The 26,741-nt window shown below is 37.1% G+C and carries 26 protein-coding genes; 21 read left to right on the top strand and 5 right to left on the bottom strand.

Annotation, left to right across the window (positions count from 1 at the left end; all coding sequences use genetic code 11):
- The first annotated feature begins 234 nt into the window (after positions 1–234).
- Genes A3Q34_RS02255 through A3Q34_RS02230 form a run of 6 tightly spaced genes read left to right on the top strand, consistent with a single transcriptional unit; the run spans position 235 to position 4,957 of the window.
- Positions 235–894 (top strand): response regulator, encoded by a 660-nt coding sequence (locus A3Q34_RS02255; protein WP_070373867.1) that lies wholly within the window; start codon positions 235–237, stop codon positions 892–894.
- Complete coding sequence (locus A3Q34_RS02250; RefSeq protein WP_070373866.1) at positions 894–2,309, top strand: ATP-binding protein; 1,416 nt, start codon at positions 894–896, stop codon at positions 2,307–2,309. Before A3Q34_RS02255 ends, A3Q34_RS02250 begins: the two co-directional genes overlap by 1 nt.
- Before the next feature lie 17 nt (positions 2,310–2,326).
- A complete protein-coding gene (locus A3Q34_RS02245; protein ID WP_070376975.1) occupies positions 2,327–2,716 on the top strand; it encodes a cupredoxin domain-containing protein in 390 nt (129 codons plus the stop codon).
- Positions 2,716–3,513: a hypothetical protein gene (locus A3Q34_RS02240; protein ID WP_070373865.1), complete on the top strand. Its 798-nt coding sequence runs from the start codon at positions 2,716–2,718 to the stop codon at positions 3,511–3,513. Before A3Q34_RS02245 ends, A3Q34_RS02240 begins: the two co-directional genes overlap by 1 nt.
- Positions 3,510–4,214, top strand: a complete 705-nt coding sequence (locus A3Q34_RS02235) for a hypothetical protein (protein WP_070373864.1) — start codon at positions 3,510–3,512, stop codon at positions 4,212–4,214. The genes A3Q34_RS02240 and A3Q34_RS02235 overlap by 4 nt, the downstream gene beginning before the upstream one ends.
- Positions 4,214–4,957, top strand: coding sequence for a lipoprotein intramolecular transacylase Lit (locus A3Q34_RS02230; protein ID WP_070373863.1), 744 nt, complete (start codon positions 4,214–4,216; stop codon positions 4,955–4,957). The genes A3Q34_RS02235 and A3Q34_RS02230 overlap by 1 nt, the downstream gene beginning before the upstream one ends.
- A 206-nt stretch (positions 4,958–5,163) precedes the next feature.
- On the opposite strand, the gene A3Q34_RS02225 is transcribed toward A3Q34_RS02230, so the two are convergent.
- From A3Q34_RS02225 to A3Q34_RS02205, 5 genes are all read right to left on the bottom strand, one after another.
- Positions 5,164–5,565 carry a lysozyme inhibitor LprI family protein gene (locus A3Q34_RS02225; protein WP_070373862.1) on the bottom strand — a complete coding sequence of 134 codons (402 nt, stop codon included), beginning with the start codon at positions 5,563–5,565 and terminating at the stop codon, positions 5,164–5,166.
- 71 nt (positions 5,566–5,636) lie between these two features.
- On the bottom strand, positions 5,637–5,939 hold the full coding sequence (locus tag A3Q34_RS02220; RefSeq protein ID WP_070373861.1) for a YciI family protein: 303 nt from the start codon (positions 5,937–5,939) through the stop codon (positions 5,637–5,639).
- Between the two features lie 41 nt (positions 5,940–5,980).
- On the bottom strand, positions 5,981–6,547 hold the full coding sequence (locus A3Q34_RS02215; protein ID WP_070373860.1) for a septation protein A: 567 nt from the start codon (positions 6,545–6,547) through the stop codon (positions 5,981–5,983).
- Positions 6,548–6,710: 163 nt separating this feature from the next.
- On the bottom strand, positions 6,711–7,943 hold the full coding sequence (locus A3Q34_RS02210; RefSeq protein WP_070376974.1) for a M24 family metallopeptidase: 1,233 nt from the start codon (positions 7,941–7,943) through the stop codon (positions 6,711–6,713).
- A 131-nt stretch (positions 7,944–8,074) separates the two neighbouring features.
- The gene (locus tag A3Q34_RS02205; protein WP_157470756.1) at positions 8,075–8,902 is read right to left on the bottom strand and encodes a tetratricopeptide repeat protein; all 828 of its coding nucleotides are present in this window, start codon (positions 8,900–8,902) and stop codon (positions 8,075–8,077) included.
- Positions 8,903–9,122: 220 nt separating this feature from the next.
- On the opposite strand from A3Q34_RS02205, the gene A3Q34_RS02200 reads away from it, so the two are divergent.
- The 15 genes from A3Q34_RS02200 to A3Q34_RS02130 all read left to right on the top strand — a co-directional run bounded on the left by A3Q34_RS02200 (position 9,123) and on the right by A3Q34_RS02130 (position 26,538).
- Complete coding sequence (locus A3Q34_RS02200; RefSeq protein WP_070373858.1) at positions 9,123–9,398, top strand: STAS domain-containing protein; 276 nt, start codon at positions 9,123–9,125, stop codon at positions 9,396–9,398.
- Positions 9,399–9,471: 73 nt separating this feature from the next.
- Complete coding sequence (locus A3Q34_RS02195) at positions 9,472–9,834, top strand: response regulator (RefSeq protein WP_070373857.1); 363 nt, start codon at positions 9,472–9,474, stop codon at positions 9,832–9,834.
- A gap of 5 nt (positions 9,835–9,839) precedes the next feature.
- The gene (locus tag A3Q34_RS02190; protein WP_070373856.1) at positions 9,840–11,966 is read left to right on the top strand and encodes a chemotaxis protein CheA; all 2,127 of its coding nucleotides are present in this window, start codon (positions 9,840–9,842) and stop codon (positions 11,964–11,966) included.
- Positions 11,966–12,490 (top strand): chemotaxis protein CheW, encoded by a 525-nt coding sequence (locus A3Q34_RS02185; RefSeq protein ID WP_083277867.1) that lies wholly within the window; start codon positions 11,966–11,968, stop codon positions 12,488–12,490. Before A3Q34_RS02190 ends, A3Q34_RS02185 begins: the two co-directional genes overlap by 1 nt.
- Before the next feature lie 15 nt (positions 12,491–12,505).
- Positions 12,506–12,988, top strand: coding sequence for a chemotaxis protein CheW (locus A3Q34_RS02180; RefSeq protein WP_070373855.1), 483 nt, complete (start codon positions 12,506–12,508; stop codon positions 12,986–12,988).
- Positions 12,989–13,055: 67 nt separating this feature from the next.
- Positions 13,056–15,779 carry a methyl-accepting chemotaxis protein gene (locus A3Q34_RS21025; RefSeq protein ID WP_070373854.1) on the top strand — a complete coding sequence of 908 codons (2,724 nt, stop codon included), beginning with the start codon at positions 13,056–13,058 and terminating at the stop codon, positions 15,777–15,779.
- A gap of 12 nt (positions 15,780–15,791) precedes the next feature.
- The gene (locus A3Q34_RS02170; RefSeq protein ID WP_070373853.1) at positions 15,792–16,637 is read left to right on the top strand and encodes a CheR family methyltransferase; all 846 of its coding nucleotides are present in this window, start codon (positions 15,792–15,794) and stop codon (positions 16,635–16,637) included.
- Between the two features lie 28 nt (positions 16,638–16,665).
- Positions 16,666–17,331, top strand: a complete 666-nt coding sequence (cheD, locus tag A3Q34_RS02165) for a chemoreceptor glutamine deamidase CheD (protein ID WP_083277866.1) — start codon at positions 16,666–16,668, stop codon at positions 17,329–17,331.
- 107 nt (positions 17,332–17,438) lie between these two features.
- Positions 17,439–18,524 carry a protein-glutamate methylesterase/protein-glutamine glutaminase gene (locus A3Q34_RS02160; RefSeq protein WP_070373852.1) on the top strand — a complete coding sequence of 362 codons (1,086 nt, stop codon included), beginning with the start codon at positions 17,439–17,441 and terminating at the stop codon, positions 18,522–18,524.
- Positions 18,514–19,713, top strand: a complete 1,200-nt coding sequence (locus tag A3Q34_RS21020; protein ID WP_070373851.1) for a methyl-accepting chemotaxis protein — start codon at positions 18,514–18,516, stop codon at positions 19,711–19,713. The genes A3Q34_RS02160 and A3Q34_RS21020 overlap by 11 nt, the downstream gene beginning before the upstream one ends.
- A gap of 22 nt (positions 19,714–19,735) precedes the next feature.
- Positions 19,736–20,044: an STAS domain-containing protein gene (locus tag A3Q34_RS02150; RefSeq protein WP_070376971.1), complete on the top strand. Its 309-nt coding sequence runs from the start codon at positions 19,736–19,738 to the stop codon at positions 20,042–20,044.
- Positions 20,045–20,053: 9 nt separating this feature from the next.
- A complete protein-coding gene (locus tag A3Q34_RS02145; RefSeq protein WP_231907416.1) occupies positions 20,054–21,781 on the top strand; it encodes an ATP-binding SpoIIE family protein phosphatase in 1,728 nt (575 codons plus the stop codon).
- 43 nt (positions 21,782–21,824) lie between these two features.
- Entirely contained in the window at positions 21,825–22,748 is a 924-nt protein-coding gene (locus A3Q34_RS02140; protein ID WP_070373850.1) for a GGDEF domain-containing response regulator, read from the top strand.
- A gap of 47 nt (positions 22,749–22,795) precedes the next feature.
- Entirely contained in the window at positions 22,796–23,956 is a 1,161-nt protein-coding gene (locus A3Q34_RS02135; protein ID WP_070373849.1) for a response regulator, read from the top strand.
- Complete coding sequence (locus A3Q34_RS02130; RefSeq protein ID WP_070373848.1) at positions 23,953–26,538, top strand: hybrid sensor histidine kinase/response regulator; 2,586 nt, start codon at positions 23,953–23,955, stop codon at positions 26,536–26,538. Before A3Q34_RS02135 ends, A3Q34_RS02130 begins: the two co-directional genes overlap by 4 nt.
- Positions 26,539–26,741 lie beyond the last annotated feature (203 nt).

Below are 26,741 nucleotides of genomic sequence, written 5' to 3'. Positions count from 1 at the left end.
CAGGTGATTTTGTGAATAAACGCTATTAACCTTCATTATTTTATGGCGAATATTTCTGTAATAACCGACAATAGTGGTGAGATAAAACACCTTGAGTCGTTCACAACTATGGCATGGTTAGTCTTCTGTTCACTGTTGATAGTTTTCGACCGTAAAGTATTCATAAGCTGGTTTAGAAAAGGCTAGATAATATAAAAATCATCAATAGTCATTTTAAATTGTTATAGGAAAATCATGCGTATATTGTTAGTTGAAGACGACATACCCTTGGCTTTGGGATTACAGCAGTCACTTCGTCATGAAGGCTTCGTTGTTAATCATGTTGATAATGGTAAGGCGGCAATTTTAGCATTGTCTGTGCCAGATCAAGACTTAGTTATTCTTGATCTGGGTTTACCTGATATTGATGGATTGGCAGTGCTTAAACGCACTCGTGATCGTAAGCTAGGTATTCCTGTTATTATTTTAACTGCAAGAGATTCTCTTGAAGATAAAGTTAAAGGCTTAGACTTTGGTGCAGATGATTACCTGGTAAAGCCTTTTGAAATTAGCGAATTGTTAGCGCGCCTTCGTGTCATTGAACGGCGTTTAGGCACGGCAAAGTCGGCATTGATTATTTGCTCAGACGTGGCAATTGATACTGCAGCGCATAAAATCCTTATTAAAGATGAAGAATTAAAAACGTCAAAAAAAGAGTACATGGTATTAAAAGCATTGATGGAAAATGCCGGTCGAATCCAATCTCGAGAACAAATTGAATCGCGTTTATATGAATGGGGAGAAGAAGTCGCCAGTAATGCTGTTGAGGTACATATACACAACTTAAGAAAAAAATTGCCTGAACAATTTATAAAAACAGTCAGAGGCGTTGGTTATACGGTTAATAAAACTTAATGTCGATTCGTCGCTACTTAGTGCTTGTTTTACTATCAATCATCACTTTGATGACATTTTTTGCTGCCATACAGGGCTATAAAGCCAGTATGGAACAAGCAACTAGTCTATTTGATGAGCAATTAGTTATTGTCGGTAAAACCTTGTTAGCGACCTCTGCTACTCTTTCTGATAAGAGTGAGGAAAATAGATTAAGTGCAGCAACAGTGGTCCCTTCTAACCATATTGCTTATCAAGTCTTTAGCAATAATACTTTATTATTACGCACAGATAATGCTCCAGAACAGTTAATTACTGATCTACCTGCAGGGTTTACCGACCTTAATTTTATTGGACAGCGTTGGCGAGTCTATATAGAAACATCAGCAAACGAACAAACCCCAAGAAGTCAATTAACAGTGCTGGTTGCTCAACCGCTTGAACAAAGATTTTCACTGGCTGAACAAGTTATATTGTCTGCTGTGACTCCTATTGTTTTAGTTATCCCCTTGATTGCCTTATTTATTTTTATGGCGATTCGTCAAGGATTAAAACCGTTAACTGTTTTGCGCCGAGAATTGTCAGAAAAGAAAATCAATGATTTATCACAGCTTTCAAGTGAGACATCAACAAAAGAGCTACAACCGGTTATTCAGACACTAAATCTGTTATTTGAGCGCTTATCGGCGGCATTTTCAAGGGAACGTTATTTTGCTTCTGACGCCGCTCATGAATTAAGAACGCCGTTAAGTGTGCTCAAAATTAATGTTCACAATTTACAAATAACCCAAAGTGAAAACCTTGACAGCACCGGGCAGGCTTCGTTAATGCAATTGGGTCAAAGTGTTGACCGAATGGCTCATGTTGTCGATCAAATATTAACATTAAATCGTACTAATCCTGATCAACTCACCATGGCAGTCACTAAGCTTGAATTACAAGGATTGTTGCAACAAGTGATCAGCGACTTATACCCTGAAATATTGCAGCATCAGCATGATATTTCGTTAGAAAGTGAAGCCACAATTATTTATGCTAATGAATTTGCTTTATTGACCTTAGTGAAAAATTTAATTGGTAATGCCTGTAAATATACTCCTAAAGGCGGACATATTTTGGTAAGAACGTTGATTGATGAAGACAGTTTTACCCTGACTGTTGAAGATTCTGGCCCCGGTATTGACTCCAGCGAATACCAGCGAGTTTTCGATCGTTTTTATCGTGTGGGTGGAGATAGCCATCACTCTACTGTGGTAGGATGTGGCTTAGGTTTAGCGATTGTTCAGCATATTGTTAAATTACATCATGCGAGTATTATTTTAGCAAAATCGACGAAATTAGGTGGCCTTAGCGTGTCAGTTACGTTTCCACAAAAGACTCAAGCGATTGACTTACATTTACATCAGTTTGAACAAGAATGGGAGGATAATAAGTGAAAGCACCTGCTATTTTTATGAAAAAAACCAGCATTATTAGCCTCTTTATCTCTTTAATCTTTAGCCCAAGTGTCTGGGCTGAACGAGCTGAGTATGTCGTAGAATTGAAAGATCATTTGTTTTTTCCATCGGTTATAAAAATTCCACCAAACAAAAAAGTTAAACTTGTTATTTATAATCGAGATTCAACCCCTGAAGAGTTTGACAGTTTTGATTTAAATCGAGAAAAAGTTATTTTCCCCCATAAAAGAGCGGTTATTTTTATTGGCCCATTACCCGAGGGTAAATATAACTTTTTTGGTGAGTTTAATCCTAATAGTGCCAAAGGGACCATTATCGTTACCCCGTTGCCTGAGCGCAAAAAAGCAATTAACGCTACTGTTCAAAACATAATAGGAGGTGCTTAATGTTAATTAATACCGTGCTTTTGTTTTTGAGTAACAGTTTAGTTATTTTTATGGTGTTAGCCTTGTTGTTATCGATTAAAAATAAGTTTCAACTCTGTGGTCTTACCCTTATAAGTGGTGCGCTATTGGGTATTTTGTTTATGTTATTGCTTTGGATTTATATCGATGTGATCAGCCAAATGTTTGATGATACCGGGCTTGAATGGTTCTATGCGAGTATACATATTCTTGTTTACATTCTCATTTTACATTTTATTCATCGTTCACATATCAGCGTTAGCACCGCCAATAACAGTCAGCTATCTTGGTATGCTGGCGTAATACTCGCGTTCGTTATTATGCTACAAGGTACTAACTTCCTCATTTACTTTATTGGATATTGGTCGCAAACCGATATGGTTAATTCACTTTTTATTGGCGTTGTTTTAGGTACAGGAATTTGTATTAGTATCAGTATACTATTGTACTTTTTTTGCTTGTTTCTCAATGAACGTTTGTATGGTCGAAGCACAGAAGTTATTTTTATTTTATTTGCTTGTGGATTATTTAATAAAACCAGCGATTTATTACTACAAATTGATTTTTTACCCAGTAGTCGTATGATTTTTGATGTTAATTTTATTGTTAGAGAAAAGTCTGAATTAGGACATTTTTTGAAAGCTTTATTTGGTTACGATGCAAGCCCAACGCTATTACAAATTGGACTTTACTTTGGCGCTTTATTTATCGCACTTTATTGGTGTCAGTTTCCTCATAAACCTTGGCGGATCCCTCTCTTTAAGCAGGTTGTATCATGAAAAAAATATTTTATGTTTTAACGTTACTCTTGTACAACCTTTACAGCGTTCTTGCTTTTGCTGATGGGGTAGTGGTTGATAAAGTGTATCATCCGTACGTGTTACCCAATGAAAAAGAAGTTGAATGGCGTTTACTGTCTCACCAAACGGAAAAGACCAATGACTTAGCGCAGCGCTTTGCTTACGGGCAGTCTGTACTTGACAATCTGATGGTAGAACTTTATATCGTTGGCGAACGCGATAGCGATGGAAATTTTGGTTTATCTGCTTACGAGATAGAAACCCGTTGGATGCTAACGGAGCAAGGTCAGTATTGGGCTGATTGGGGCATGCTTTTTGAATTTGAAAAAGAACATGATAAAGACAGTTGGGAAGTGACTTCAGGCTTGTTGTTTGAGAAAGAAATAGGGCGGACCAGTTTAAGTATTAATGCATTTTTGATTTACGAGTGGGGCAATGACATCAAAAATGAAATAGAAATGGAGTTTCGCGCTCAGTATCGTTATCGCTGGCTACCGCAATTTCAACCCGCAATTGAGTTATATTCAGGTGAAGATTATGTCGGTATTGGTCCAGCTTTCATGGGAATTCAACGCTTTGATCGACAAAAACAGTTGAAATGGGAACTCGCCTTCATCACTGGACTGAATGGCGAAAGCAAAGATCATATTTTGCGCGCGGCTATTGAGTTTGAATTTTAATGAACCGCATTTTACCACTAAATAGACGCCACGCAGCGACCTTCTTATGGCTATGTTGTTGTTGTTTTTTATTACTTTTTTCGCTAGGGCTAAGTTGGCAAGTCAATAAAAGTGTTAATTTTTTTTATAAGTTTTGGTACTCACCATTAAATATTGAACAAACGATAAAAACTTATGCACCACAGAATACACAAGGTAAACAGGACTTTGCCCAGACAAGCCGCGAGCAACATTTACAAAGCTTTGGTGAAATAGTTGATGAAATTCATAATAACGGCGAGGGTCTGGCAAGGTTAAGTTATCTCAATAACGATAACCAGCGTCGCGCTTTACTGACCAAACCTGAGGTCGTACATTTACAAGATGTCAGTGTTTTAATTAACCAATTACGTACGATATCAGTGATTAATGTCTTATTACTACTGATTACGATTGCTGGCGTATCTCGTTTCAAACAGCCAAAGCCAGCTAAAAAAGAGCGCTATATGGCGGTAATTATTCCCACTGTTTTATTTATAGCTGTGTTTTCACTGTTTGGTTTTACCGATGTCTTTTACTATCTGCATACGGTGGTCTTTCCTGATAATCATCAATGGTTTTTTTATTATCAAGAGTCACTAATGAGTAGCCTAATGAAAGCACCCGACTTATTTGCTGCAATAGCATTGTCGCTCAGTGTTATCGCAGCGGGGATTTATATGTTAATTTATCGATTATTAATGACAAAAATCTTTAGCAGCTAATCGTGTTCGTCAGTGCGTTGACATCTTGTATACGTAATAAATTATCATGAGCATTGAAGTGAATTGTTTGAAAGTCAGCAACTAAAAGCAAGTTTTGGCGAGCATGAAATCATCAATGTTCAGACCATTACCGCGGGTGGAAAGTCGAGTTATATTTCAGCCAAGCAACTGTTTATATAACAGTGTACTGGGCTGAAATAGTAGTGCTAGGGGTTAATTGATTCTAATTCTTTAATACGGCTTTGACTCACTAAAATATAACACTTCTTGTAGGCAGAAGCCGCACCCGTTCCCGGTGAAATAGCAAGGTACTGCCATCGACAGTCATTTTCTCTAAAGGTAATGAAATTACGTTGTGAGCGTTTAAACATGTTTAATGCCGCTTTTCTTCCGGTTACAGAGGCAAACTCTTCAAGGATGAACACTTGATTGTTTATCCATGTTTGTAACTCTCTATCTACCGCATGTTTAACTATGTCTAGACAGCCTGATAAGCCAGAGGTTGTTTTTTGGGTCAGCTCACATTCATCAATAGACTTTTTTGCGTAGCTAACATTGGATAAAAAACAAAGGGCTAAGGCTAAACAGTAGAAAGAATTTTTGCTCATGATACTTTTCATTATATTTATAAGTTTATGGTTAATCATCGGATCATAGGTAAAGTAATAATAGCTCAACTTTATGCGGGTAGTACTTTTTTATAAGGTTTTACGGTCACTTTTTTATAAACACCCGCGCCAATATAAGGGTCTTTATCTGCCCATACTTGGGCTTGGGTTAAACTATCAAATTCAGCAACGATAAGTGAACCAGTAAAACCTGCATCACCAGGATTTTCATTATCGATTGCCGGACAAGGACCCGCAACTAATAATCGCCCTTGGTCTTGTAATTCTCGTAAACGTGCTAAATGTTGCTCACGTACTGACATTCTTAAAGCTAAACTATTTTCTACGTCTTCTGAATAAATAAGATAAAACATGTCGTTTCCATAAAGGTTGAGGTTATATTTAGGTTAAGTGATTACTTCTTTTCTTCAATTGATCTGTCACTTTCTTCATCATCATCGGGTAAATGTTTTGATAATAATAAAATTGAGACGATTGAAAAAACAAACATTAAGCCGGTTAAACCGAATACTTTAAAGTTTACCCAAGTGTCTTGGTCAAAATTAAAAGCGACGTATAAATTTAATATCGCGCAAAATGTGAAAAAGAGCGCCCAAGCTAAGTTTAACTTACGCCAAATATCCTCAGGTAAAGTTAATGACTCATCGAGGAAGTCTTTGATGATGTTTTTATTAAAAATTTTATCACTGACCATAAGTGCGATTGCAAAGAATAAATTGATGATGGTGACTTTCCATTTGAGAAAATTATCATCATGTAAAAATATTGTCAGCCCACCAAACACCGCAATAAGGACAAAAAATATTAAGGTACGTTTAGGGATGGGTTCTTTTTTGAAAAGATAGTAAATTATTTGCGCAGCGCCAAGAATAATTAAAGCGCCGGTTGCCCAATATATATCAACAAATTTATAAACAATAAAAAAAACAACGAGGGGGAGATATTCAAACAGAGCGTGCATAGTATTAAATCTCCAACCAACCTTCGTTTATGAGTTAATTCTACTCAATGCTTAAGCATTAGCCAAACAATTATTTGGCTAATGTGAACTAATAACGTGAAACATGAGCGAAAACGTTACAAATTATTAACTGAAAGGATTAACTTTTTTTAATTAAAATTAACTAGCCCTTTATTAGTCCAAACGGGTCATCGATAGAATATGATGGTTCAGTAAACCATTTTGCCCCATGCTCACTCATATAAAAATGATCTTCTAGGCGAACACCAAATTCGTCTGGTACCACTAACATTGGCTCATTAGAGAAACACATTCCTACCGACAGGGGTGTTTTATCACTGCGAACTAGATAAGGCCATTCATGAATGTCTAAACCTATGCCGTGGCCGGTTCTGTGGGGACAACCCGGTGTTTGATAATCAGGTCCCATTGCTTGGCTGGCTAAATAATCACGAGCGGCAATATCAACATCACCACAAGGTACGCCAAGTATTGCTGCGTTAAATGCACTTGCTTGGGCATTTTTTTCAATCAGCCACATTTGACGCTGACGTGGGTTAGCTTCACCAAAAACATAAGTTCTGGTGATATCTGAATTGTATCCTTCTAACTGACAACCGGTATCAATAAGCACTATATCGTTAATGTCTAAAGTTTTTGGATTTTTTACCCCGTGTGGAAAAGATGAATCTTCACCAAAGAGCACAATACAAAAGTAAGATCCTGCAGCGGCGCCAACCTTTATGTGGGCTTGATTGATAAAGTCAGTAACTTCTTGCGTACTGATCCCCTGATATAATATTTTAGCGACGGCTTGATGTACTGCCATCGTCATATTTTTAGCCTGTTGTAGCAAAGCTATTTCAGCTAACGATTTTTCACTACGACAACCAGCCGTAATTGCTTTTGCATTGATCAGTTGGTAATGGTTTAGGCTACTGTCGGCACATTGTTTAATACCATCAGCAATGAAGAATGCGGTTGACTCGTCAAGCGCAATATTGCCTGAGTCAATCCCCATGTTTTTTAAGGTTTCAATAAATAATTGATAAGGGTTTTCATGTTCTTGCCAACCATTAACTTTACCTTTAATGGTCATATACTGACGTAAGGTATTTACCTCAAAGAATGGGGTAATGTATTGAATGTCGCCTTGCTGTGGGATTATTGCTCCAACCATACGTTCACTGGCATACCATTTTGTGCCCGTAAAATAATAGAGGTTAGTGCCAGCATCTAAGTAAGTTGCCTCAATATTATTGTCTTTCATTAATTGCTGAGCTTTAGCGATACGTAACTCAAACTCGTTTGAAGAAATAGGCTCAACATCGCCAGTCATATTGTTAAGTTTGGCTAGCTCTGTTTGTGCATCAGAGCCTCCTACACCTATAGTCATTGTTTGTGTCATTAGCGTCCCAAAAATAATGTATATTATTTCGTTATTATGACATGAACTATTTATTTTATACAATATACATTACTGAAGAAGCTATTTTTACATGTGATAAAAGCCAAGTTATCGCGCCATTAATATTTAAGGAATATTGGGTCTGCTGATAGATTAAGTGCCTGCAGGTAAAGTTCAGGGTTATTGTCTTGAAAAAATTTAACCCGGGCGACCGCTTGCGGTAGATCTTGATTTGCCGCATGAATAAGCCAGGCAAGTCCAAGGCCATGATCTTCTTCTGTGCCTTCAGCTAAGAAAAAAGCACGGCCCATCGCGCCCATCGCTTTTACATGACCAAGCTTTGCCGCTTGTTCAAACAATTGAAACGCTTGTTCAATATCGCCAGACTGCCTTTTTAAGAGAGCGTTATCGAACAAGTCGTTACCTCTTTCGCTTAAGGGCGAAGTCGTTATATCTGGCTCATTATTTAACTCACTTTGCCCTTGGTGTTTAAAGGGGCTATCAACAACTTTGTTATGGTGAGTTTCTAAGTATAAGTCTTCAATAAGCTCGCTGTTTTCATCTTCGTTATCAGAAAATATATCTTTAATGTCTATATCTTTTCTTTTTTCAGTTAACAAACAACTCATCACTGCATCATAGCGGCCATTGAGTTGCTCAATGGTTTGTTGCTGTTTACTGATTTGTTTTTTGTAATAGCTCGCATCTTCAGTTAATTGTTTGATATGAGCATTTTGTTGGTCAAGATGTTTTTGATGAGACTGCTTTAAGTTATCAATGTTTGATTGATTAGCGAGATCAATTCTTAATTGTTGGCTATGACTATATTTTTCAAACCGCTCTAATACACCTTGAACACTCTGCTCGTAGTTAGTTTTCATTTTTTCAAACCAACGAAATATTTGGCTGGGCACTTTTTGATTATCTTCTGGCATAGCTGTTCTCAAAACATATCCTTTTTTTAACCATAATAATTGTAAACAGGGAAAGCAATATATTCATTACGAAAGCTTACTTTATTTATGTTTATTTTAAAAAAAAGTAATGAATTTATGCTAAACACCTAAAAAATGGCGGGTTTCTATTAAAATAAACTTGCAGTTAATTTTTTATGGTTTATCTTTGTTGCTAAGTATTCTATTTTTATGCGAATTTATAAGGGATTAAATGTTCATATTACCGGCTCTGTTAACCATTGCTCAAGTGGATGACTGTAAAAATCAACTACTCGATGAAATTGCTAAAAATGATGTTATAACATTTGATGACAGTGCTGTTACCCATATAGATACCGTTGGTGTGCAATTATTATTAGCGGCGGTCACCTACATCGCGGCACAAAATAAAGTACTCAATTGGAATTCCAACTCCCGTGTTATTCAAGAAAGCGTTAAGCAATTAGGGCTTAATGAAGCCATTTTAAATCAATATCTAAATGCTTAGAATCAATTTTGAGATATCATCTAAATATTATTAAGCTTTTGCTGTTTATATTTACCTTAAAAAGGAAATACCTATGACCAAAATTTTGGTTGTTGATGATTCTAACTCTATTCGCGATATGGTTAGTTTTACATTAAAAAGTGCCGGTTATGAAACCGTTGAAGCAAGAGACGGACAAGAAGGTTTGAGTAAAGCTCAGGGTGGGGCTTTTGACTTAGTGATCTCAGACGTAAATATGCCGATTATGGACGGTATTACTTTATGCGAAGAGTTACGTAAGTTACCCCCTTTTAAGTTTACTCCTATTTTAATGCTAACGACCGAAAGTTCTGGTGATATGAAAATGCGTGGCAAAGCAGCTGGTGCTACCGGATGGTTAGTTAAACCTTTTAACCCTGAAAAATTATTAGCAACCATTAAGCGGGTTGTTAGGTAGCTATTATGAGCGTAGATCTCACACAGTTTATTCCAAGCTTTTTAGAAGAAAGTTTTGAAGGTCTCGAATTAATGGAGTCGAGCTTGCTAAATTTAGAGCAAGGTGATGATGAAACGATTAATTCAATATTTCGTGCTGCCCATTCCATTAAAGGAGGAGCTGGTACTTTTGGCTTTAATCATGTCACAGAGTTCACTCATTTGGTTGAAACACTTCTTGATGAAATGCGTGATGGCAGGCGTAATATTGAACAAGATGACGTTGAATTATTATTAGAGTCTGTTGACTGTATGCGCTTGTTAATTGAGGCAATAAGAGATGAACAAGAGTGTGATAGTGAAAAAATAGCTGAAAACTCAACGCGCTTAGAGGAAACATTAGCCTCAAGTGGCAATGTGAATACTGAAGCACTACTCATAAACGTTGATGACACTACGGACAATAACAATGATATAACAAGGTGGCAGATAAAATTTATACCAGAGCATCATTTAGTGCAAACGGGTAATGACCCTCTACTCCTCTTTAATGCCTTGGCTGATTTAGGAGAAATTTCTTTAGAAGCTGATGCTAAAGACCTACCAGCATTAAATGATATTGATGCCGAAGAACTCTATTTAAGTTGGCAGTTAACATTGTGCTCAAATGCCAGTGAAGCGGAAATAAAAGAAGTCTTTGAATGGGTTGAAGATGAATGTGAATTAATTATTACCAAAGAAGAACACCTCTTAGCTGTTGAAGTTGAAGTTAAAGAGGGGATTGAAGTCAATACTATTGATCAGTCAAGCCAAGATGAAGCGACTAATATAACAACGCCAATCGAATCTAGCTTTCCTGAGCCTACGCCAAAAAACATCCCAGATAAACCAGCAGGTAAGTCTAAAAATGATCTCGGTTCTATTCGAGTCGGCGTTGATAAAGTTGACAGTTTAATTAACTTGGTTGGTGAATTAGTTATTACTCAATCTATGCTGTCTGAGTTAGGCAATGATTTTGACTTGTCAAAAGTTGAGCGCCTAAATGCGGGGTTGGAGCAGTTACTACAAAATACTAAAGAATTACAAGAAAGTGTTATGCGAATTCGCATGCTACCGATTAGTTTTGTTTTTAATCGTTTTCCAAGATTAGTACATGACCTGTCTAAAAAAACAGGAAAAGAAATTGAGCTTATTCTTAAAGGTGAGCAAACAGAACTCGATAAAACTGTTATGGAACAAATTGGCGATCCGCTGGTACATTTAGTGCGTAATGCCGTTGATCATGGTATTGAGTCTGCACACGTTAGACTCGCTAATGGTAAGCCTGAAAAGGGTTCTATTGTGCTTGATGCCTATCATCAAGGTGGCAGTATTTGTATTGAAATTAGTGATGATGGTGGCGGCATTGACCGCCAAGCTGTTTTTAATAAGGCACTTGAAAAAGGCCTCGTTGATGAAAAAACCACTTTATCTGATAGCCAAGTTTTTGATTTACTTTTTGAACCTGGATTTTCTACAGCTAAAGAGGTCAGTGATATTTCTGGCCGTGGCGTCGGTATGGATGTGGTAAAAAAGAATATTCAATCATTAGGTGGACGAATACAAGTCGAGTCTGAACAAGGCAAGGGGAGTACCTTTCGGATAAACCTACCTCTTACTTTAGCAATACTTGATGGTCAGTTAGTTCGGGTGGGTAAGGAAGTTTATATTATTCCTTTAATTACTATTGTTGAATCTCTTCAGCCACAAAAAGAGCTTATTAATCGTGTTTCAGGTGACATGCTGCTTTATCGGCTCAGGGAAGATAATGTACCGGTTATCCCTATTTATCAGTTATTTAATATCCCTTGTGAATTTGAACATATCGAAAGTTGTTTGTTGGTTGTGGTTGAAGCAGACGGACAAAAAATTGGTTTAATGGTTGATGATTTACTTGCCCAGCAGCAAGTCGTCATTAAGAGCTTAAATGATAATTATCAACAAGTTCAAGGTGTCTCAGGAGCCACTATCCTGGGTGATGGTTCTGTGGCTATGATTCTTGATGTACCTGGTATTATTGAAATGGCGTTAACAAAAGCACAAATAAATCAACAACACCAGTCAAGTGTTCAATCTCAAATTACCCAGTCAATATCGACAGGAGTGAACACTTAATGGATATTCAAATGTTAGCAGCAGAGGTGCCAGTTGAAGGAGAGCATTCCTTAGAGGGCATCGACTTTATTACCAGTGGTGACCAGTACCTCACTTTTTTATTAGCAGATGAACAATACGCTGTTGATATTTTATGTGTCGAAGAAATACGTAGTTGGGAAAACCCAACCCGCATCCCTAATTCACCTTGTTATATTAAAGGGGTTATAAATATGCGCGGCATTATTGTACCTATAGTTGATCTACGAATGAAATTTAATATCAGTAGTGCTATTTATTGTGAAACAACGGTCGTGATTGTTTTAACTGTGGAAACCGAAGATAAAACCCGCACTATAGGTTTTGTGGTTGACGCCGTATCAGATGTGCTCAATGTAGAAGCAAGCGATATAAAACCTGCGCCAGCATTTGGTGGCTGTGTACCACAAAATTACTTACAAGGTTTAGTAAATGTTGGCGAAAATGTTGTCACTTTACTCAATGTTAACGTTTTACAAGAAATTGAAAAACATCAGTTAATATAAATAAAGGAAGATACCATGGAACAAGAGCAAGAATATCTCACCTTTATGTTAAATGGCGAAGAGTATGGTGTTGATATTTTATGCGTACAAGAAATACGCGTGTGGAGTTCAGTTACCGAGTTACCGAACAAGCCAAATTATATCAAAGGGGTCATTAACTTACGTGGCATTATTGTACCTATCATAGATTTACGCCAGCGTTTTGGTCAACAACCGCTCGCATATAATGAACAAACAGTGATCATTATTTTACGAAAGCCAAATAGTCAAAAAAACATGGTAGTCGGTGTTGTGGTCGACGCCGTATCAGAAGTTTACAAGTTTGACAAAAAATCAATACGGATCCCTCCTACTTTTGGTAATAAAATAGATCGTTGTTTTTTACAGGGCTTAGTGTCAATTGACGACAGGCTTATTATTTTACTGGATAGTCATAGTTTATTAGATCAGGACGAACTCTACGACGTAGAAAACCACCTAAACAGTTCACTGCAATGATACATAGCAAGCAGTGTTGATCGTTATTGAATAAGCGACAATATAGATAAATAAGAGCATTAATATAATGACAGCTAAACAGATTAATTTAGTTCAGCAAAGTTGGCAAAAAGTACTGATACTTTCACCCGATGTTGGCGATTTGTTTTATCAACAATTATTTGTATTAAGACCGGAATTAGCGACATTATTAAAAAATGATAAGCAAGATAAAATCCGGGCTAATAAAGACTTTATCTGTTTATTAAGCCAAGAAATAAATTTATTACAGCCAATTGAACTGACTGAAGAAAAAGTTAATACATCAGTCACTACTAATGATGTTAAAAATTATCAAGCAGATGTTGAAAATGCCTTGTTGCTAGCATTAACAATGATACTAGATAAAGAGTTAAAAATTGCGCTCAAAAGAGCTTGGATCTCGACAATTAAACGTTTAGTAGGAAGCATTGTTATTGAGTTAGTGCTTAATCCTATAAAAATAAAAGATAACATTCAATCGATAGGGAAGAATACTACCATGGATAAAGAGACCGAAATTTCAGTTGAGCAGGCTAAAGAATTGCAATTTTCAGACATGTTAGCTCAGATAGAAGCGCTGAATAAAGTTCAAGCGCTAATTGAGTTTAATATGGACGGTACTATTATTACCGCCAATGAAAACTTCTTATCGACCTTAGGTTATAGCTTAGAAGAAGTGCAAGGTAAGCATCACAGTATGTTTGTCGAACATAGTTTTAAAATAAGTGAAGAATATCAAAATTTTTGGGAAAGCTTGAATCGTGGTGAGTTTGAATCAAAAACTTATAAACGCATTGCTAAAGGCGGCAGAGAAGTTTGGATACAGGCGTCTTATAACCCTATCCTTAATACAGAGGGGGTTCCTTATAAAGTGATGAAATTTGCAACGGACATTACTGAACAAAAATTAGCCCACGTAAACTTTTTAGGTCAGATTGAAGCGATAAGTAAAGCGCAAGCTGTGATTGAATTTAATATGGACGGCACTATTATCACCGCGAATGAAAACTTTTTATCAACGCTCGGTTATACCCTAGAAGAAGTAAAAGGCCAGCACCACAGCATGTTTATTGAGCCAGAACTCAAAAATAGTGTTGAATATAAACTCTTTTGGGAAAGCTTAAATCGCGGTGAATACGACTCAAAAGAATATAAACGCATCGGTAAAGGTGGTAAAGAAGTTTGGATACAAGCTTCTTACAATCCTATATTAGACTTAAATGATAAACCTTTTAAAGTGGTAAAATTCGCCTCAGACGTCACCAAACAAAAATTAATAAGTGCTGATTATTCTGGACAAATTGCCGCGATAAGCAAATCACAAGCGGTGATTGAATTTAATATGGACGGTACTATTATTACCGCCAATGACAATTTTTTATCGGCGTTAGGTTATACACTTAGTGAAATACAGGGGCAACACCATAGCTTATTTGTTGATCCTGCTCATAAGTCGACTATTGAATATCAACAATTTTGGCAAAAACTTAATCGCGGTGAATTCGACAGTGGCGAATATAAACGCATAGGCAAAGGCGGGAAAGAAGTTTGGATACAAGCGTCTTACAACCCTATTTTAGATTTAAACGGCAAGACCATGAAAGTCGTTAAATATGCCGCAGATATCACCGGAAGAAAGCAAGCTATTGCTCAAATTAAAGAAACGTTAATGACCTTATCTGACGGTGACTTAACGCAATATATTGAAACAGAGTTGGTAGGTGAATTTAATATTATTGGCACTTCTATTAATGAATTTATTGATGTGTTGAGTAATATGGTTGGTGATATTCGCAGCGCGTCAACCAATGTTTTTGATTCAGCTCGTGAACTTGCTGAAGGAAACAACGAACTTAGCCACAGAACAGAATCTCAAGCCTCTAGCCTTGAAGAAACAGCTTCTGCTATGGAAGAACTAACCAGTACCGTGCAGCAGAATGCAGAAAACACATCTGAAGCGAGTAAGTTGTCAGCATCGGTTATGGACAAAGCAAGTAATGGTGGCGCAGTAGTAAAAAATGCTATCACGGCGATGAGTGATATTAATAAGTCGAGTAAAAAAATTGCTGACATCATCAGTGTTATTGATGAAATTGCCTTTCAAACCAACTTGTTGGCTTTAAATGCTGCAGTTGAAGCGGCAAGAGCGGGTGAACAAGGTCGTGGTTTTGCGGTGGTTGCTGCAGAAGTTCGCAACTTAGCGCAACGTTCAGCCGGTGCCGCTAAAGAGATTAAAGGTTTAATAAACGACAGTGTTGAAGCGGTAGGTCAAGGGACTAAGTTAGTTGATGAAACCGGTCAAACTTTTACTGAACTGGTTAATGCTATTGAAGAAGTCAGTAAAATGATCAGCGATATTGACAGTGCGGGTAAAGAGCAATCGGCAGGTATTGGCGAAGTCAGTGCCGCCGTTAGCCAAATGGATGAAATGACTCAACAAAATGCCGCATTAGTTGAAGAAGCAGCAGCATCGAGTAAGTCAATGGAAGAACAGTCACAAGCACTTCTTGATCAAGTTGCTTTCTTTAATAATGGCGAAGATGATGAACAAGAGATTCAAACCCCTGTTCGTCGCTCACAACAAACAAGTAGAAGACCGGCAACTAGACAGCCGGCAACTAGACAGCCGGCAACTAGACAGCCGGCAAGTAGACAGCCGGCAAGTAGACAACCAACAAGAGCCGCGAGCAGACAACCAACCAGACCAGCGCCCAGGGCAAAGGTGACTCGAACCAAAACTGAATCGGATCAAGAGTGGGAAGAGTTCTAGGGCATACGATTAATGACAGAGCGTGATAAAGCGTTTCAATTAAGTAGCGATAACTTTAATTATCTTTGTCAATTTGTTTATGACACAGCTGGTATTGTACTCAATGCCAGTAAAAAAGAGATGGTGTACCGTCGTCTTACTCGTATTATTCGTGAGCGTAAACTTCCCTCCTTTACGGCTTATTGCAACTTATTAAAGGCAGATACAGAAAAAGAGCAAGATTACTTTATCAATGCGATTACCACGAATTTAACCAGTTTTTTTCGTGAGCAGCATCATTTTGATTATATGACGCAAGATGAACTACCTAAATTACTCGGTAATCGCCTATCGCATGATAAACGCCTGAGAATTTGGTCGTCTGCAAGCTCCACTGGAGAAGAACCTTACAGTATTGCTATTACGGTGCTCGAAGCAATAAAAAGCCAGTTAAGTCAATGGGATGTAAAAATATTAGCAACAGATATTGACAGTAATGTGTTAGCTGTTGCTAAAGAAGGTACTTATGATGAACGCCGCATAGAAGATGTTCCAAGGAAGTTTAAGGAAAAATATTTTACCAAAGGCATTGGCATTAACGAAAGTAAAGTAAAGGTAGGTAAACAGTTACAAGCACTTATTACCTTTAAAAAATTGAATCTATTACATGAATGGCCAATGAAAGGGCCATTTGACATCATTTTTTGTCGAAATGTGATTATATATTTTGATAAAAAAACGCAGCAAGAATTATTTGCCCGTTATTATGAAATGTTAGCACCGGGCGGTTTACTTATTTTAGGGCATAGTGAAAATTTAGGTCAATATCAACAACATTTTGAAAGTGTCGGACGCACCATTTTTAGAAAAGCATTTTAGCCGTTCTATAATAAGTGAACAAATAATTATGGTTTTAAATCGACAAGACAATATTTATGTTAAGCAATGCTTAAAACAATGTTTAGCAGAGTTTGCCCATATAAATCATTATTGGGATGCAAAAAGACAACAAGTTATCGCTAAAATTCTTCCTGGTGAATTTTATATGACTCGAGATAATGTTGCTATAGCGACCACGTTAGGGTCTTGTATTTCAGCCTGCATTTGGGATGAACATAGCGGTATAGGTGGCATGAATCATTTTATGCTGCCGCTAACCGATAAAGAAGCCCATGAAGTTGATTGGGGACAACGCGGTATGGCATCTGATGCGACGCGTTATGGCAACTTTGCAATGGAACACCTCATTAATATGATCTTGAAAAACGGTGGTCGAAAAGTAAATTTACGCGCTAAGGTATTTGGTGGCGGTAAAGTCTTAAAACACATGTCTGATATTGGTGAAAAAAATATTAGCTTTGTGATGAAATATCTTGCTGATGAAGGGATACCCGTTGAAGGTTCAGATTTAGGTTCTTTTTTCCCTCGCAAGGTTTTGTTTGAACCGCTAAGTGGCCGAGCTTTTGTTAAAACGATTGATAATTTACATAATGATACTATTGCGCGTCGTGAAAGTGCTTACAGAAACCGTATAGACCAAACACCTGTAGAAGGTGATGTAGAATTATTTTAGCGATTATTGAAATCCTTATAGACCAAACACCTGTTCCTGCTGAGCGTGTGATGTAGAATTTTTTAGCGTTATTTAATAGTTACAGTCGAGCTTAGGATGTTAGTTATATGAAACCAATTAAAGTATTAATTATTGATGATTCTTCGGTTATCCGAGCGGTTATTAATGAGGTTTTAAAAGATGACCCTGAAATTGAAGTGGTTGGCGAAGCTAAAGACCCAATGATCGCGCGAGAGCAAATCAAAAAGCTAAATCCTGACGTACTGACTTTAGATATTGAAATGCCAAAGATGGATGGTATTACCTTTTTGAAAAACTTAATGCGACTGCACCCTATGCCGGTCGTGATGTTATCAACATTAACGACCAAAGGGGCTGATATAACCCTACAAGCTTTAGAAATAGGGGCTGTTGATTTTATTGCAAAACCTAGTTTTGAAGCCTTGATTGCTAATAAGTCTACTTTTCAAGAGACTTTATTGAGAAAAATAAAATTTGCCGCAACGGTTGATAATAAAAACTTTCGACTTAACAGCGCGCTATCAAAACCTCTAGTGGCTGGTCTACTGCTTTTTAAAGGTTGCCAGCGCTCGAATCATTTAGTGGCTATTGGCGCTTCAACAGGAGGCACCGAAGCAATTAAAGCAATTATTACCGCTTTGCCAAGTAATTCTCCCGCTGTGGTTATCACCTTACATATTCCAAAAATATTCAGTGCGAGATATGCACAACGGATGAACGAAAATTGTGCTGTTGATGTGCAAGAAGCAAGGCATGGCCAAAAGATTAAAGCGGGTAATGTTTATATTGCGCCAGGTAATCTTCATCTAAAAGTAGAAAGTAAAGGCGGAGCACTTTTTTGTATTTTAGAAGACTCATCTGATGTTAACCGTCATAAGCCTGCCGTTGACGTTTTGTTTAATTCCTTACTGCCACTTGCTAATAATGTTCAAGCGGTATTATTAACCGGCATGGGACAAGATGGAGCCAAAGGTTTATTAAATTTAAAAAATGCAGGCGCTATGACTATTATCCAAGATAAGGCAAGTAGTTTAATTTGGGGAATGCCAGGCAGTGCTCATGCATTAAATGCTCAGGTAAAAGAGTGCTCATTAGTTACTATACCTAAGGAAATTTTAGCTCATGCTGCAGTGGATCGAAAGAGTAAAAAAGAGGTGTTTTATGAAAAATAAAGCCATGCTGTTATTAAAAACTGGACTGGTGATTGTTGGCGTAATACTGATGGACCTTTTATTTTTTCAACTGAGATACTTATCAATTGCGCTGACATTATTACTGTCGTTTGTCTTGATTATCTTATATAAAAATCATCATGCATTGCTGACATTATCAAGTGCAAGTGATGCTGATGGGCGCAATGAGCTTAATGAAAATAACAATAACAAAGAAATAAAAATAACCCTGACAAAAATTGTTAGCTTACTTAGCCAGCAAATAGCCATCGTTGATACCGAAGTTGACCGGGCCAGTATCTTAATTCAAGAGGCTACAACTGGAATTGCAGATAGTTTTAAATTTTTAAAAAGCTTAACAGATGAACAACAAGTCATGCTTAATGCCGCTATTGGTAATCATCGAGGTGCTGTTGATGAAAACGGCACCACGATAGAGTCTTTTGTTCACGACTCCAGTGAGACTTTAGATGATTTTGTACAGGTGATTATGACCACCAGCAAGCAAAGTTTAGCTGCCGTGTCATTTAGCGATGAAATGAGCAAACAGCTCGACGGTATTTTTAGCTTATTGGGACAAGTAGAAAGTTTAGCGAGCCAAACTAATTTATTAGCCCTTAATGCCGCTATAGAAGCAGCGAGAGCCGGAGATGCCGGTAGAGGTTTTGCTGTAGTGGCTAATGAAGTCAGGGCGTTATCGGTTAATTCTACCGACCTCAATGATAATATTCGTGAAGAAATATCATTAGCACAAATTATCATTGAAAAGCTAAGAAACTCAGTTCAAGCTATGGCTTCAGCTGATATGACCACAACACTTGAGGCTAAAAGTCGAGTCAGTCTTATGGTTGAGCATGTGGGTGAGTCTACTTCACAAACCAATGCCATTGTTGAAGAACTTGCTGGGTTATCACCAAAAATTGCAGAAACAGTCGCTACAGGCATTCGCTCGCTACAATTTGAAGACTTAACGTGTCAAGCCCTTGCAACACTTAAAAATAATACTGAAACTATTACGGCTCTCAATCAAGTTTTAATGGAATTTGAAATCAATAATAGTAATACTCCACAAGCACTACAAAAATTACAGCATCAATGTCAATCGCTCATCGAACAATCTCAACACCAAAATGAGCAGCGCAGCGTATCTCAGTCATCTATGGATGAAGGTGATGTTGAGTTGTTTTAATTCTAAATTATTAGGAACGACTATGAATGTTATAAAGCAAGTATCAGAAGATAAAAAAAATATAGAAATTAGTATTGAAGGTCGGTTTGATTTCTCACTGCATCAACACTTTCGAGATGCCTATGTTAACTGTAAAGAAAAAAACTCGATGTTTACTATCTGTTTATCAAAAACGACTTATATGGATAGCTCTGCTTTAGGGATGATTTTATTACTTAAAGATCATGCTGAAAACTATTCAGGAAAAGTCGTGATTAGTAAACCAAGCGAGTCAGTGAATAAAATTTTAGAAATTGCGCAATTTCACCGTTTGCTCACCATAGAATTATAGGTTATAGCCGTGTTAGATGAAAAAAATGATGTTAAATTAGCTTTAGTTGTTGACGACTCTGCAATGCAATGCAAAGTCTTAAGTGTCTTATTAAAAGAGCAAGGTTATCGTGTTTTTACAGCTAATGATGGTGCTCGTGGTGTGGCTATGTATGTTAAGTACAAGCCTGACTTAGTGTTAATGGACATTAATATGCCCATTATGAACGGCTATGAAGCTGCAAGAAAAATTAAAAGTTTATCGCAAGATAATAGCTTGTGCCCACTGATTTTTATTACTAGCATGGATACAGATAAAGCTTTTATTGAGTGTGTTGATGCTGGCGGTGACGGTATCTTAGTCAGGCCATTTTCACCCGAAGTTTTTAAAGCTAAAATAAAGTCAATCCAACGAATCAGTGATTTATACGCACAAGTTAAGATTTTACAACAAGAACAACAAAAAGATGCCGAGCTTGCTGAACAGTTAATGTCAGGCGTTATTGAGGCAAGAAACTTCTCGCTTGACCGCATTGGCATTATTAAAAAACCCGCTGCGTTATTTAGTGGTGATATACAACTGACCGCTCTATCTCCTAATGGCGACGTTAATGTTATGTTGGGAGATTTTACTGGCCATGGACTGCGTTCATCTATTGGTGCTATTCCCTTAGCGGAAACCTTTAGAGCGATGACCAAAAAAGGTTTTTTGTTATTTGAAATTATTAATCAAATTAACCATCAACTTTATGATTTACTGCCTGCAGATTTATTTCTCGCGGCTGGGTTTGCCAGTATCTCTAGCCATGATAAATCTGTGTATATTTTTAATGCGGGCTTACCCGATGCTTACTTGTTTTCTGAACAAGGTGAAATAAAACATCAAATATCGTCAAGTCACCCCCCGATAGGTGTGCTTCCAAAGCTTTTACCTGAGAGTAAATTAACCGTATTTGGTATTGAAGAAACCGATCGGATGATCTTAATCAGCGATGGTATTGTTGAGGCGAGAAATGAACACGGGGAAATGTTTGATTTTGACCGATTCGAACAGGCGGCAAAACAGGGGGTCATCACGCATAAGGTTAGTGAGTGTGTGCTTGATGCGGTTAATGACTTTTGCCAAACTATGCCACAAGAAGATGATATTTCATTGATTGACATTCCTTGCGGAGGTTGGGAACACGTGCTGGTTGCCAGTCATGGTATTACCAATATTTCAGCTAAGCAACTTGACGATATCTATTTGGCAACAGAGCCAGCATGGCATTGGCAACTTACCTTAAGTGGTAAGCGCTTAGCCTCTATAAACCCAATTCCTATGGCTATGAGTCAAATAAATGAAATAGAAGGTCATGCAGAGCATTGGCAAAGTTTATACAGCATACTCACTGAGTTATTTGTTAATTCACTTGACCATGGTGTCTTAGGTTTGAGCTCCAATTTAAAAGCCAGTGCAGATGGTTTCTCTCAATATTACAAAGAGCGAGAATTGCGTTTGAAAAATTTAGCGCATGGCTTTATTGAATTACAAATATGCCATTACCCCTTTCCAAATGGCGGACGAATTATGATTAAAATACAAGACAGTGGTCAAGGATTTGATATAAAAAAATACTATGAGCAACGAGTGAACAAGCCAGCCAATAAACTCGAGCTTAGCGGTCGTGGTATTGAGTTAGTTGAGCAGCTGTGTGACAGCTTAGACTTCCAAGATAATGGTAGTGTGGTCGAAGCATCTTATGTTTGGGCATCGTAGACATCAATATTTTAATTTATGATCAATTTAATAAGGTATTAACGTGAACATTCTAGTTGTGGATGATAATAAGTTTATCAGAGAAGTTGTTAGTGCCATGATCATTGACAGCGGCCATATTGCCGTCGTTGCTAATGGCCATGTCCAGGCGATGGCGGCATTAAAGAAAGAAAACATTGATTTAGTGCTTATGGATATAGAAATGCCCGAGGTTGACGGTTTTGCGCTAACAAAAATGATGAGAAAAGAATACCCCAAATGGTTCCCTATTATCTTTCTTAGCTCCAACGACAGCGAAGAGTATTTAACTCAAGGTATTGATGCGGGTGCTGATGATTACTTAACAAAGCCGATAAAACAAGTTATTTTAAGCGCAAAATTAAGAGCGATGGAACGTATTACCAAAATGAAAGGGGCACTTGAACGCGCCAATAAACAACTAGAAATACTCAGTAGTATTGACCCGCTAACGCAGATACTTAACCGAAGAGGGTTAGAAGAAGTCCTCGCTAGTGCTTGGAAAATTAATGAGCGCCAACAAGGGGAATTATCAATATTGATGATAGATATTGACTTTTTTAAGCCTTATAACGATAACTATGGTCACCCACAAGGTGATAAGTGTTTAGTTCAGGTTGCTAATACACTTAATGAAACGCTTAACCGAGTCACTGACTCATTAGCTCGCTATGGGGGAGAGGAGTTTATTGTTGTGCTGCCTTTTACGCCGGTCGAGGGCGCTAGATTTAAAGCAAAAGAATTAAGCTTAGCGCTATTAAGTCAAAAAATAAAACACGAATATTCATCGATATTTCCTTATGTGACGGTAAGTATCGGTATTGCAACAACAAATGCTGCCGATCACGTAGCCAATGCAAGTGAATTAATAAAACAAGCTGATATCGCTTTATATCAAGCAAAAGACCAAGGGCGCAATCGTTCTAGTGTTTTTCAAAAAAGTGCTTAACAACTGCCTTTACTAAGGTTGAAATCTCATAAAAAAAAGGAATTATTATGTCTAAACCCCGTTTGTTAATTATTGATGATGACAAAGATTACCTTGAACTGCTTCATGAAGCACTAACCGAAAGTTTTGAAGTAACGTGCGCGACTAATATTAAAGATGCAGATAAGTTAGTCAGCGACAATCAACTTTTTGACATCGCCTTAGTTGATGAAAATATCGGTGCTGACAAAGGGTCGCAATGGATAAAACGTAACGTTGAACAACATACTGTCGCAACCTCTTTTGTCTTGTATTCTGGCCTAGCCACCGAAGATGCTGTACTTAAAGGTTTAGAGTGTGGAGCCGATGATTTCCTTGCAAAACCTATTTCTTTATTAGCTTTGGATAAAAAGCTAAAAAAACTTATCTCTTATCAAGATAAAATTCATAGCTTTGAAACAGAAATTAGTTCAAAAGATCGAGTTATTAATATTTCAATGGCACAAGCGGCTAAATATGGCAGCTGTATGCAGCTAACATCTCGACTTAATCATTGTTTTACTTTAGAAAAAATTAGAGATGAAGTGTTTTCATTTCTTTATACAATGAACTTAGATGGCTGTATTGCTTTTTACCCGATCAATGAAAAATCCCTTTTCTTTAGTTCTAAAAATGGCTTTTGTTCTCCTGTAGAAATCGATGTAATGAAACTGTTAAGGGTTAAACCTCGTTTATATCGCTTTAGTTCTAGAACTATTTTTAACCATCCACTGTGCTCAATCCTTATTTTAAATTTAGTCGATGGCGCTATTGATACTGATATATATATTGATGCACTCGCCTCTGTTATTGAATGCATAGGTGCTCGTATTGCTTTTATTACTTATAAAAATTCACTGGTGGAGGTACAAAGCAAAATTCAGCAAGCTGTTTCTACTACCAAAAACATGATTGCCATATCTAAGCACCATCAACAGGAAGTGATGAATGAGATAGTCACCAACATAGGTATGAGCTTTCATGTCTTAGAGATGTCAGATGAACAAGAACAATATCTTACCAACTTGGTTCACGGTGCCTTAAAAAAACACTCACAAGATGATATAAATTTTCTTGAAGTTACCGATTTACTTGATGGCGCCTTAGCCAGTGTTGATGAACTTGAAGTCCTTAATCAACAACAAGAAGAGGAAACAGTTGATTTTGATGATGAGGATGAACTATTTTGAGTACGACCTCTGAGGATTTAACGGTATCGATCAATAGTATTCCTTTTTCGGTTATTCAATTAGATCATCAAGGGATTATTACCGGTTGTAATCGTTGGGTAGAAAGTTTTTCTGGTTATTGTTTAGCAGAAATTAAAGGGCAACCGCTAGAAATGCTCTTGCCCAAGGAACTTGCTAATTCGCATCTAAAGTTTTGTCATAACTACCAAGGTAGATCAGGAGTTATGTCAGGTGTTAGAGATGTTGTTTTATTGAGTAAGTCAGATGAGATGCTCAATTGTACAATAAAAACAAGTGAAGTTGCTGGCGGTTATACTGTCTATCTTATGGATTCATTGTTAAAGGATAGCTCTGACGATAAAACGATTAATGAGCAAGAAAATCTAGCAGATAAAATAGAATCTGCAGCGTTATCAACACACACCCATAAAATATTAAACACCATAGAAGAAGCTTTTTGGGAGTGTAATATTATTGAAGGAACGCTACTTTATTCCGCACAATTTATGGCTATGTTGGACTACTCTGCAGAAGCATTCTTAGGCCCACTCTCTTTTGGTCAAAAATGGCTAAAAGAAGAAGATTTAGCCCGCCTTAACCGAGAAGTGAAAGCGCATTGTCTTGGTGAAATACCCAATATAAATTTAACGCTGTTAATGACTACTGAGCAAGGCGCAACGAAGTGGGTAACTGTTTTTGGTAAAATTGTCGAATACAGGGCGGATCGTGCTTATAAAATGTTTGGCTCAGTTAAAGATATTACCGCGCAACACCAATTAGTCGCGAAGTTAAAAGAAAAAAATAATTATCTATCGCTGTCGGAAAGTCTAAATAAATCAGGGTATTGGCGCCTGGATTGCATCGAGAATACCTTGTATTGGTCAACCGAACTTTATAAAATTCATGGTGTAGACGCCACTAATTACCAACCAAAGGTTGTTTCGGCCTTAGACTTTTATCTGGTAGAAGAACAGGTTAGGGTACGAAATCATGTAGATAATGCCATCGCCAATAAACAAGACTTCTATTTTAAAAGTGCTATAAAAAATAAACTGGGCAACAAAGTGAAAGTGGAGTGTTTTGGTGAGGTTGAACTCAATACGGTGGGTGAGGTTGTTGGTGTTTTTGGCGTATTTAAAGATATTACTCAATCAGAAACTATTTTTGAAAAATTAAAACTGCTTGCTATGGTCAATTATACAATAAAGATACCGGTTTTCTTTATTGATGACAAAGATAATGTCGTTTATCAAGACCTAACACCAAAAACTGCCCGCAGTAGCGCCGTGCTTTTTAATTACATTAATTTCAGTATTACCGACTATCTTGCGTTTAAACGAAAAGCAAAAGCGTGTGGTCAACTTAAAGAAACTCATATTAGTTTTGATCAATACAATAGTGTTTTTGATTTATCGGTAACCTATGAAGCCGATGAAGGAATATTTATTTGGATTGTTGAAAACGTTACTGAGCAATTTCGTAAAGACCAACAACAACTTATTAGTAATCGACTCGCTTTACTGGGTAATACTTTTGGTAATGTTTCACATGACATCAATAATGTACTGGGCGTTGCTTTAGGTGCTACCGAAATGTTAGAGATTAAGTTCGCCCAAGGTGAACGTGATATTTCAAGGTATATTGAGCGGGTCAAGAATGCGATAGATAAAGGTAAAAGCGTTACCGAGCGTTTATTAGCTTTTACGCGTAAACCTACCATCAAAGTGGTTCGGTTTGACCCGATACAAGATATTATTGATAACCAATATCTTTTTAAGCAATTGTTACTTCCTACCATAGACTTTAGCATTAATACCAATGAGCTATGTTGTAAAATAAAGTTTCCTCAAGGTGAATTTATTAATATATTGCTTAACTTAGTGTTAAATTCTCAGGATGCGATCCGCGAAAGAGGCTTAATTGGACAGATAGAAATATCGGCCAACATTAATGAACAGCAAAATTTAGAAATTCATGTCAAAGATAGTGGTGTAGGTATTGAGCAAAGTAATTTGACTAAAGTGTTTGATCCCTTTTACAGCAGTAAATCAGTTAATAAGGGCAACGGTATTGGTTTAGCTAATGTTTATAGCACAATATATAAACATAATGGTCAAATACGAGTTTCAGGACATGGCAGTTTGGGTGGGGCGCACTTTACTTTAGTCTTTAAGTGCCAGATTTTAAAAAATCCCCTGAAAAAAATTCCTTTAACGCTTAAAAGCCAATTGAATATGAAGGGAAAGCGCGTACTTATTTTAGATGATGAGATAAGTATTGCTGAGTTTGTTTCCTTGTATTTAGAAAATGAAGGCGTTAAAACTGAACATACCAACAATAAAATGGGTTTAATCAACATTTTAGCGACTGCGCAACCTTTTGATATTTTTATTACCGATATGATATTACCCGATATTTCAGGTCGAGAGGCTGTGGAATTAGTGAAAGCAAAGTTTCCCAATATTCGAATCTTTTCAATTAGTGGTTATATTGCTGAGGAAGATAAAAAATGGCATTACCCTGTTTTAAGAAAACCGTTTAATTCAAAAGAATTAGCAAGCTTTTTAATTGAAAATAATTAACTTGCAGCTCGAATATATATGATGACGGTTAGCCGCTTAGCCAGTAATTATTACTAATTTAGTGATATATTATGGGTAAATGCTCTGTAATATCCTAAGGATTAGGTATCAGCGTTATTGTTGTTGCTCTACTAGAATTGCATATAAGCGTTGGTTCTAGTATGTTATTTGATAGTCACTTGAATATTTAGCATTTTCTCAAA

It is taken from the genome of Colwellia sp. PAMC 20917, from assembly GCF_001767295.1.
Taxonomy (GTDB): domain Bacteria; phylum Pseudomonadota; class Gammaproteobacteria; order Enterobacterales; family Alteromonadaceae; genus Colwellia_A.
Note: the sequence above shows the minus strand (reverse complement) of the source record. Positions and strands in the feature narration are given on the sequence as shown.

Coding starts and splice junctions, on each gene's coding strand:
- A3Q34_RS02135 (WP_070373849.1), top strand. CDS start 22,796: ATGTCTAAACCCCGTTTGTTAATTATTGATGATGACAAAGATTACCTT.
- cheD (WP_083277866.1), top strand. CDS start 16,666: ATGGTTTTAAATCGACAAGACAATATTTATGTTAAGCAATGCTTAAAA.
- A3Q34_RS02235 (WP_070373864.1), top strand. CDS start 3,510: ATGAAAAAAATATTTTATGTTTTAACGTTACTCTTGTACAACCTTTAC.
- A3Q34_RS02220 (WP_070373861.1), bottom strand. CDS start 5,939: ATGTTTTATCTTATTTATTCAGAAGACGTAGAAAATAGTTTAGCTTTA.
- A3Q34_RS02185 (WP_083277867.1), top strand. CDS start 11,966: ATGGATATTCAAATGTTAGCAGCAGAGGTGCCAGTTGAAGGAGAGCAT.
- A3Q34_RS02180 (WP_070373855.1), top strand. CDS start 12,506: ATGGAACAAGAGCAAGAATATCTCACCTTTATGTTAAATGGCGAAGAG.
- A3Q34_RS02200 (WP_070373858.1), top strand. CDS start 9,123: ATGTTCATATTACCGGCTCTGTTAACCATTGCTCAAGTGGATGACTGT.
- A3Q34_RS21020 (WP_070373851.1), top strand. CDS start 18,514: ATGAAAAATAAAGCCATGCTGTTATTAAAAACTGGACTGGTGATTGTT.
- A3Q34_RS02210 (WP_070376974.1), bottom strand. CDS start 7,943: ATGACTATAGGTGTAGGAGGCTCTGATGCACAAACAGAGCTAGCCAAA.
- A3Q34_RS02250 (WP_070373866.1), top strand. CDS start 894: ATGTCGATTCGTCGCTACTTAGTGCTTGTTTTACTATCAATCATCACT.
- A3Q34_RS02170 (WP_070373853.1), top strand. CDS start 15,792: ATGACAGAGCGTGATAAAGCGTTTCAATTAAGTAGCGATAACTTTAAT.
- A3Q34_RS02190 (WP_070373856.1), top strand. CDS start 9,840: ATGAGCGTAGATCTCACACAGTTTATTCCAAGCTTTTTAGAAGAAAGT.
- A3Q34_RS02240 (WP_070373865.1), top strand. CDS start 2,716: ATGTTAATTAATACCGTGCTTTTGTTTTTGAGTAACAGTTTAGTTATT.
- A3Q34_RS02225 (WP_070373862.1), bottom strand. CDS start 5,565: ATGAGCAAAAATTCTTTCTACTGTTTAGCCTTAGCCCTTTGTTTTTTA.
- A3Q34_RS02255 (WP_070373867.1), top strand. CDS start 235: ATGCGTATATTGTTAGTTGAAGACGACATACCCTTGGCTTTGGGATTA.
- A3Q34_RS02230 (WP_070373863.1), top strand. CDS start 4,214: ATGAACCGCATTTTACCACTAAATAGACGCCACGCAGCGACCTTCTTA.
- A3Q34_RS02160 (WP_070373852.1), top strand. CDS start 17,439: ATGAAACCAATTAAAGTATTAATTATTGATGATTCTTCGGTTATCCGA.
- A3Q34_RS02215 (WP_070373860.1), bottom strand. CDS start 6,547: ATGCACGCTCTGTTTGAATATCTCCCCCTCGTTGTTTTTTTTATTGTT.
- A3Q34_RS02195 (WP_070373857.1), top strand. CDS start 9,472: ATGACCAAAATTTTGGTTGTTGATGATTCTAACTCTATTCGCGATATG.
- A3Q34_RS02245 (WP_070376975.1), top strand. CDS start 2,327: ATGAAAAAAACCAGCATTATTAGCCTCTTTATCTCTTTAATCTTTAGC.
- A3Q34_RS21025 (WP_070373854.1), top strand. CDS start 13,056: ATGACAGCTAAACAGATTAATTTAGTTCAGCAAAGTTGGCAAAAAGTA.
- A3Q34_RS02150 (WP_070376971.1), top strand. CDS start 19,736: ATGAATGTTATAAAGCAAGTATCAGAAGATAAAAAAAATATAGAAATT.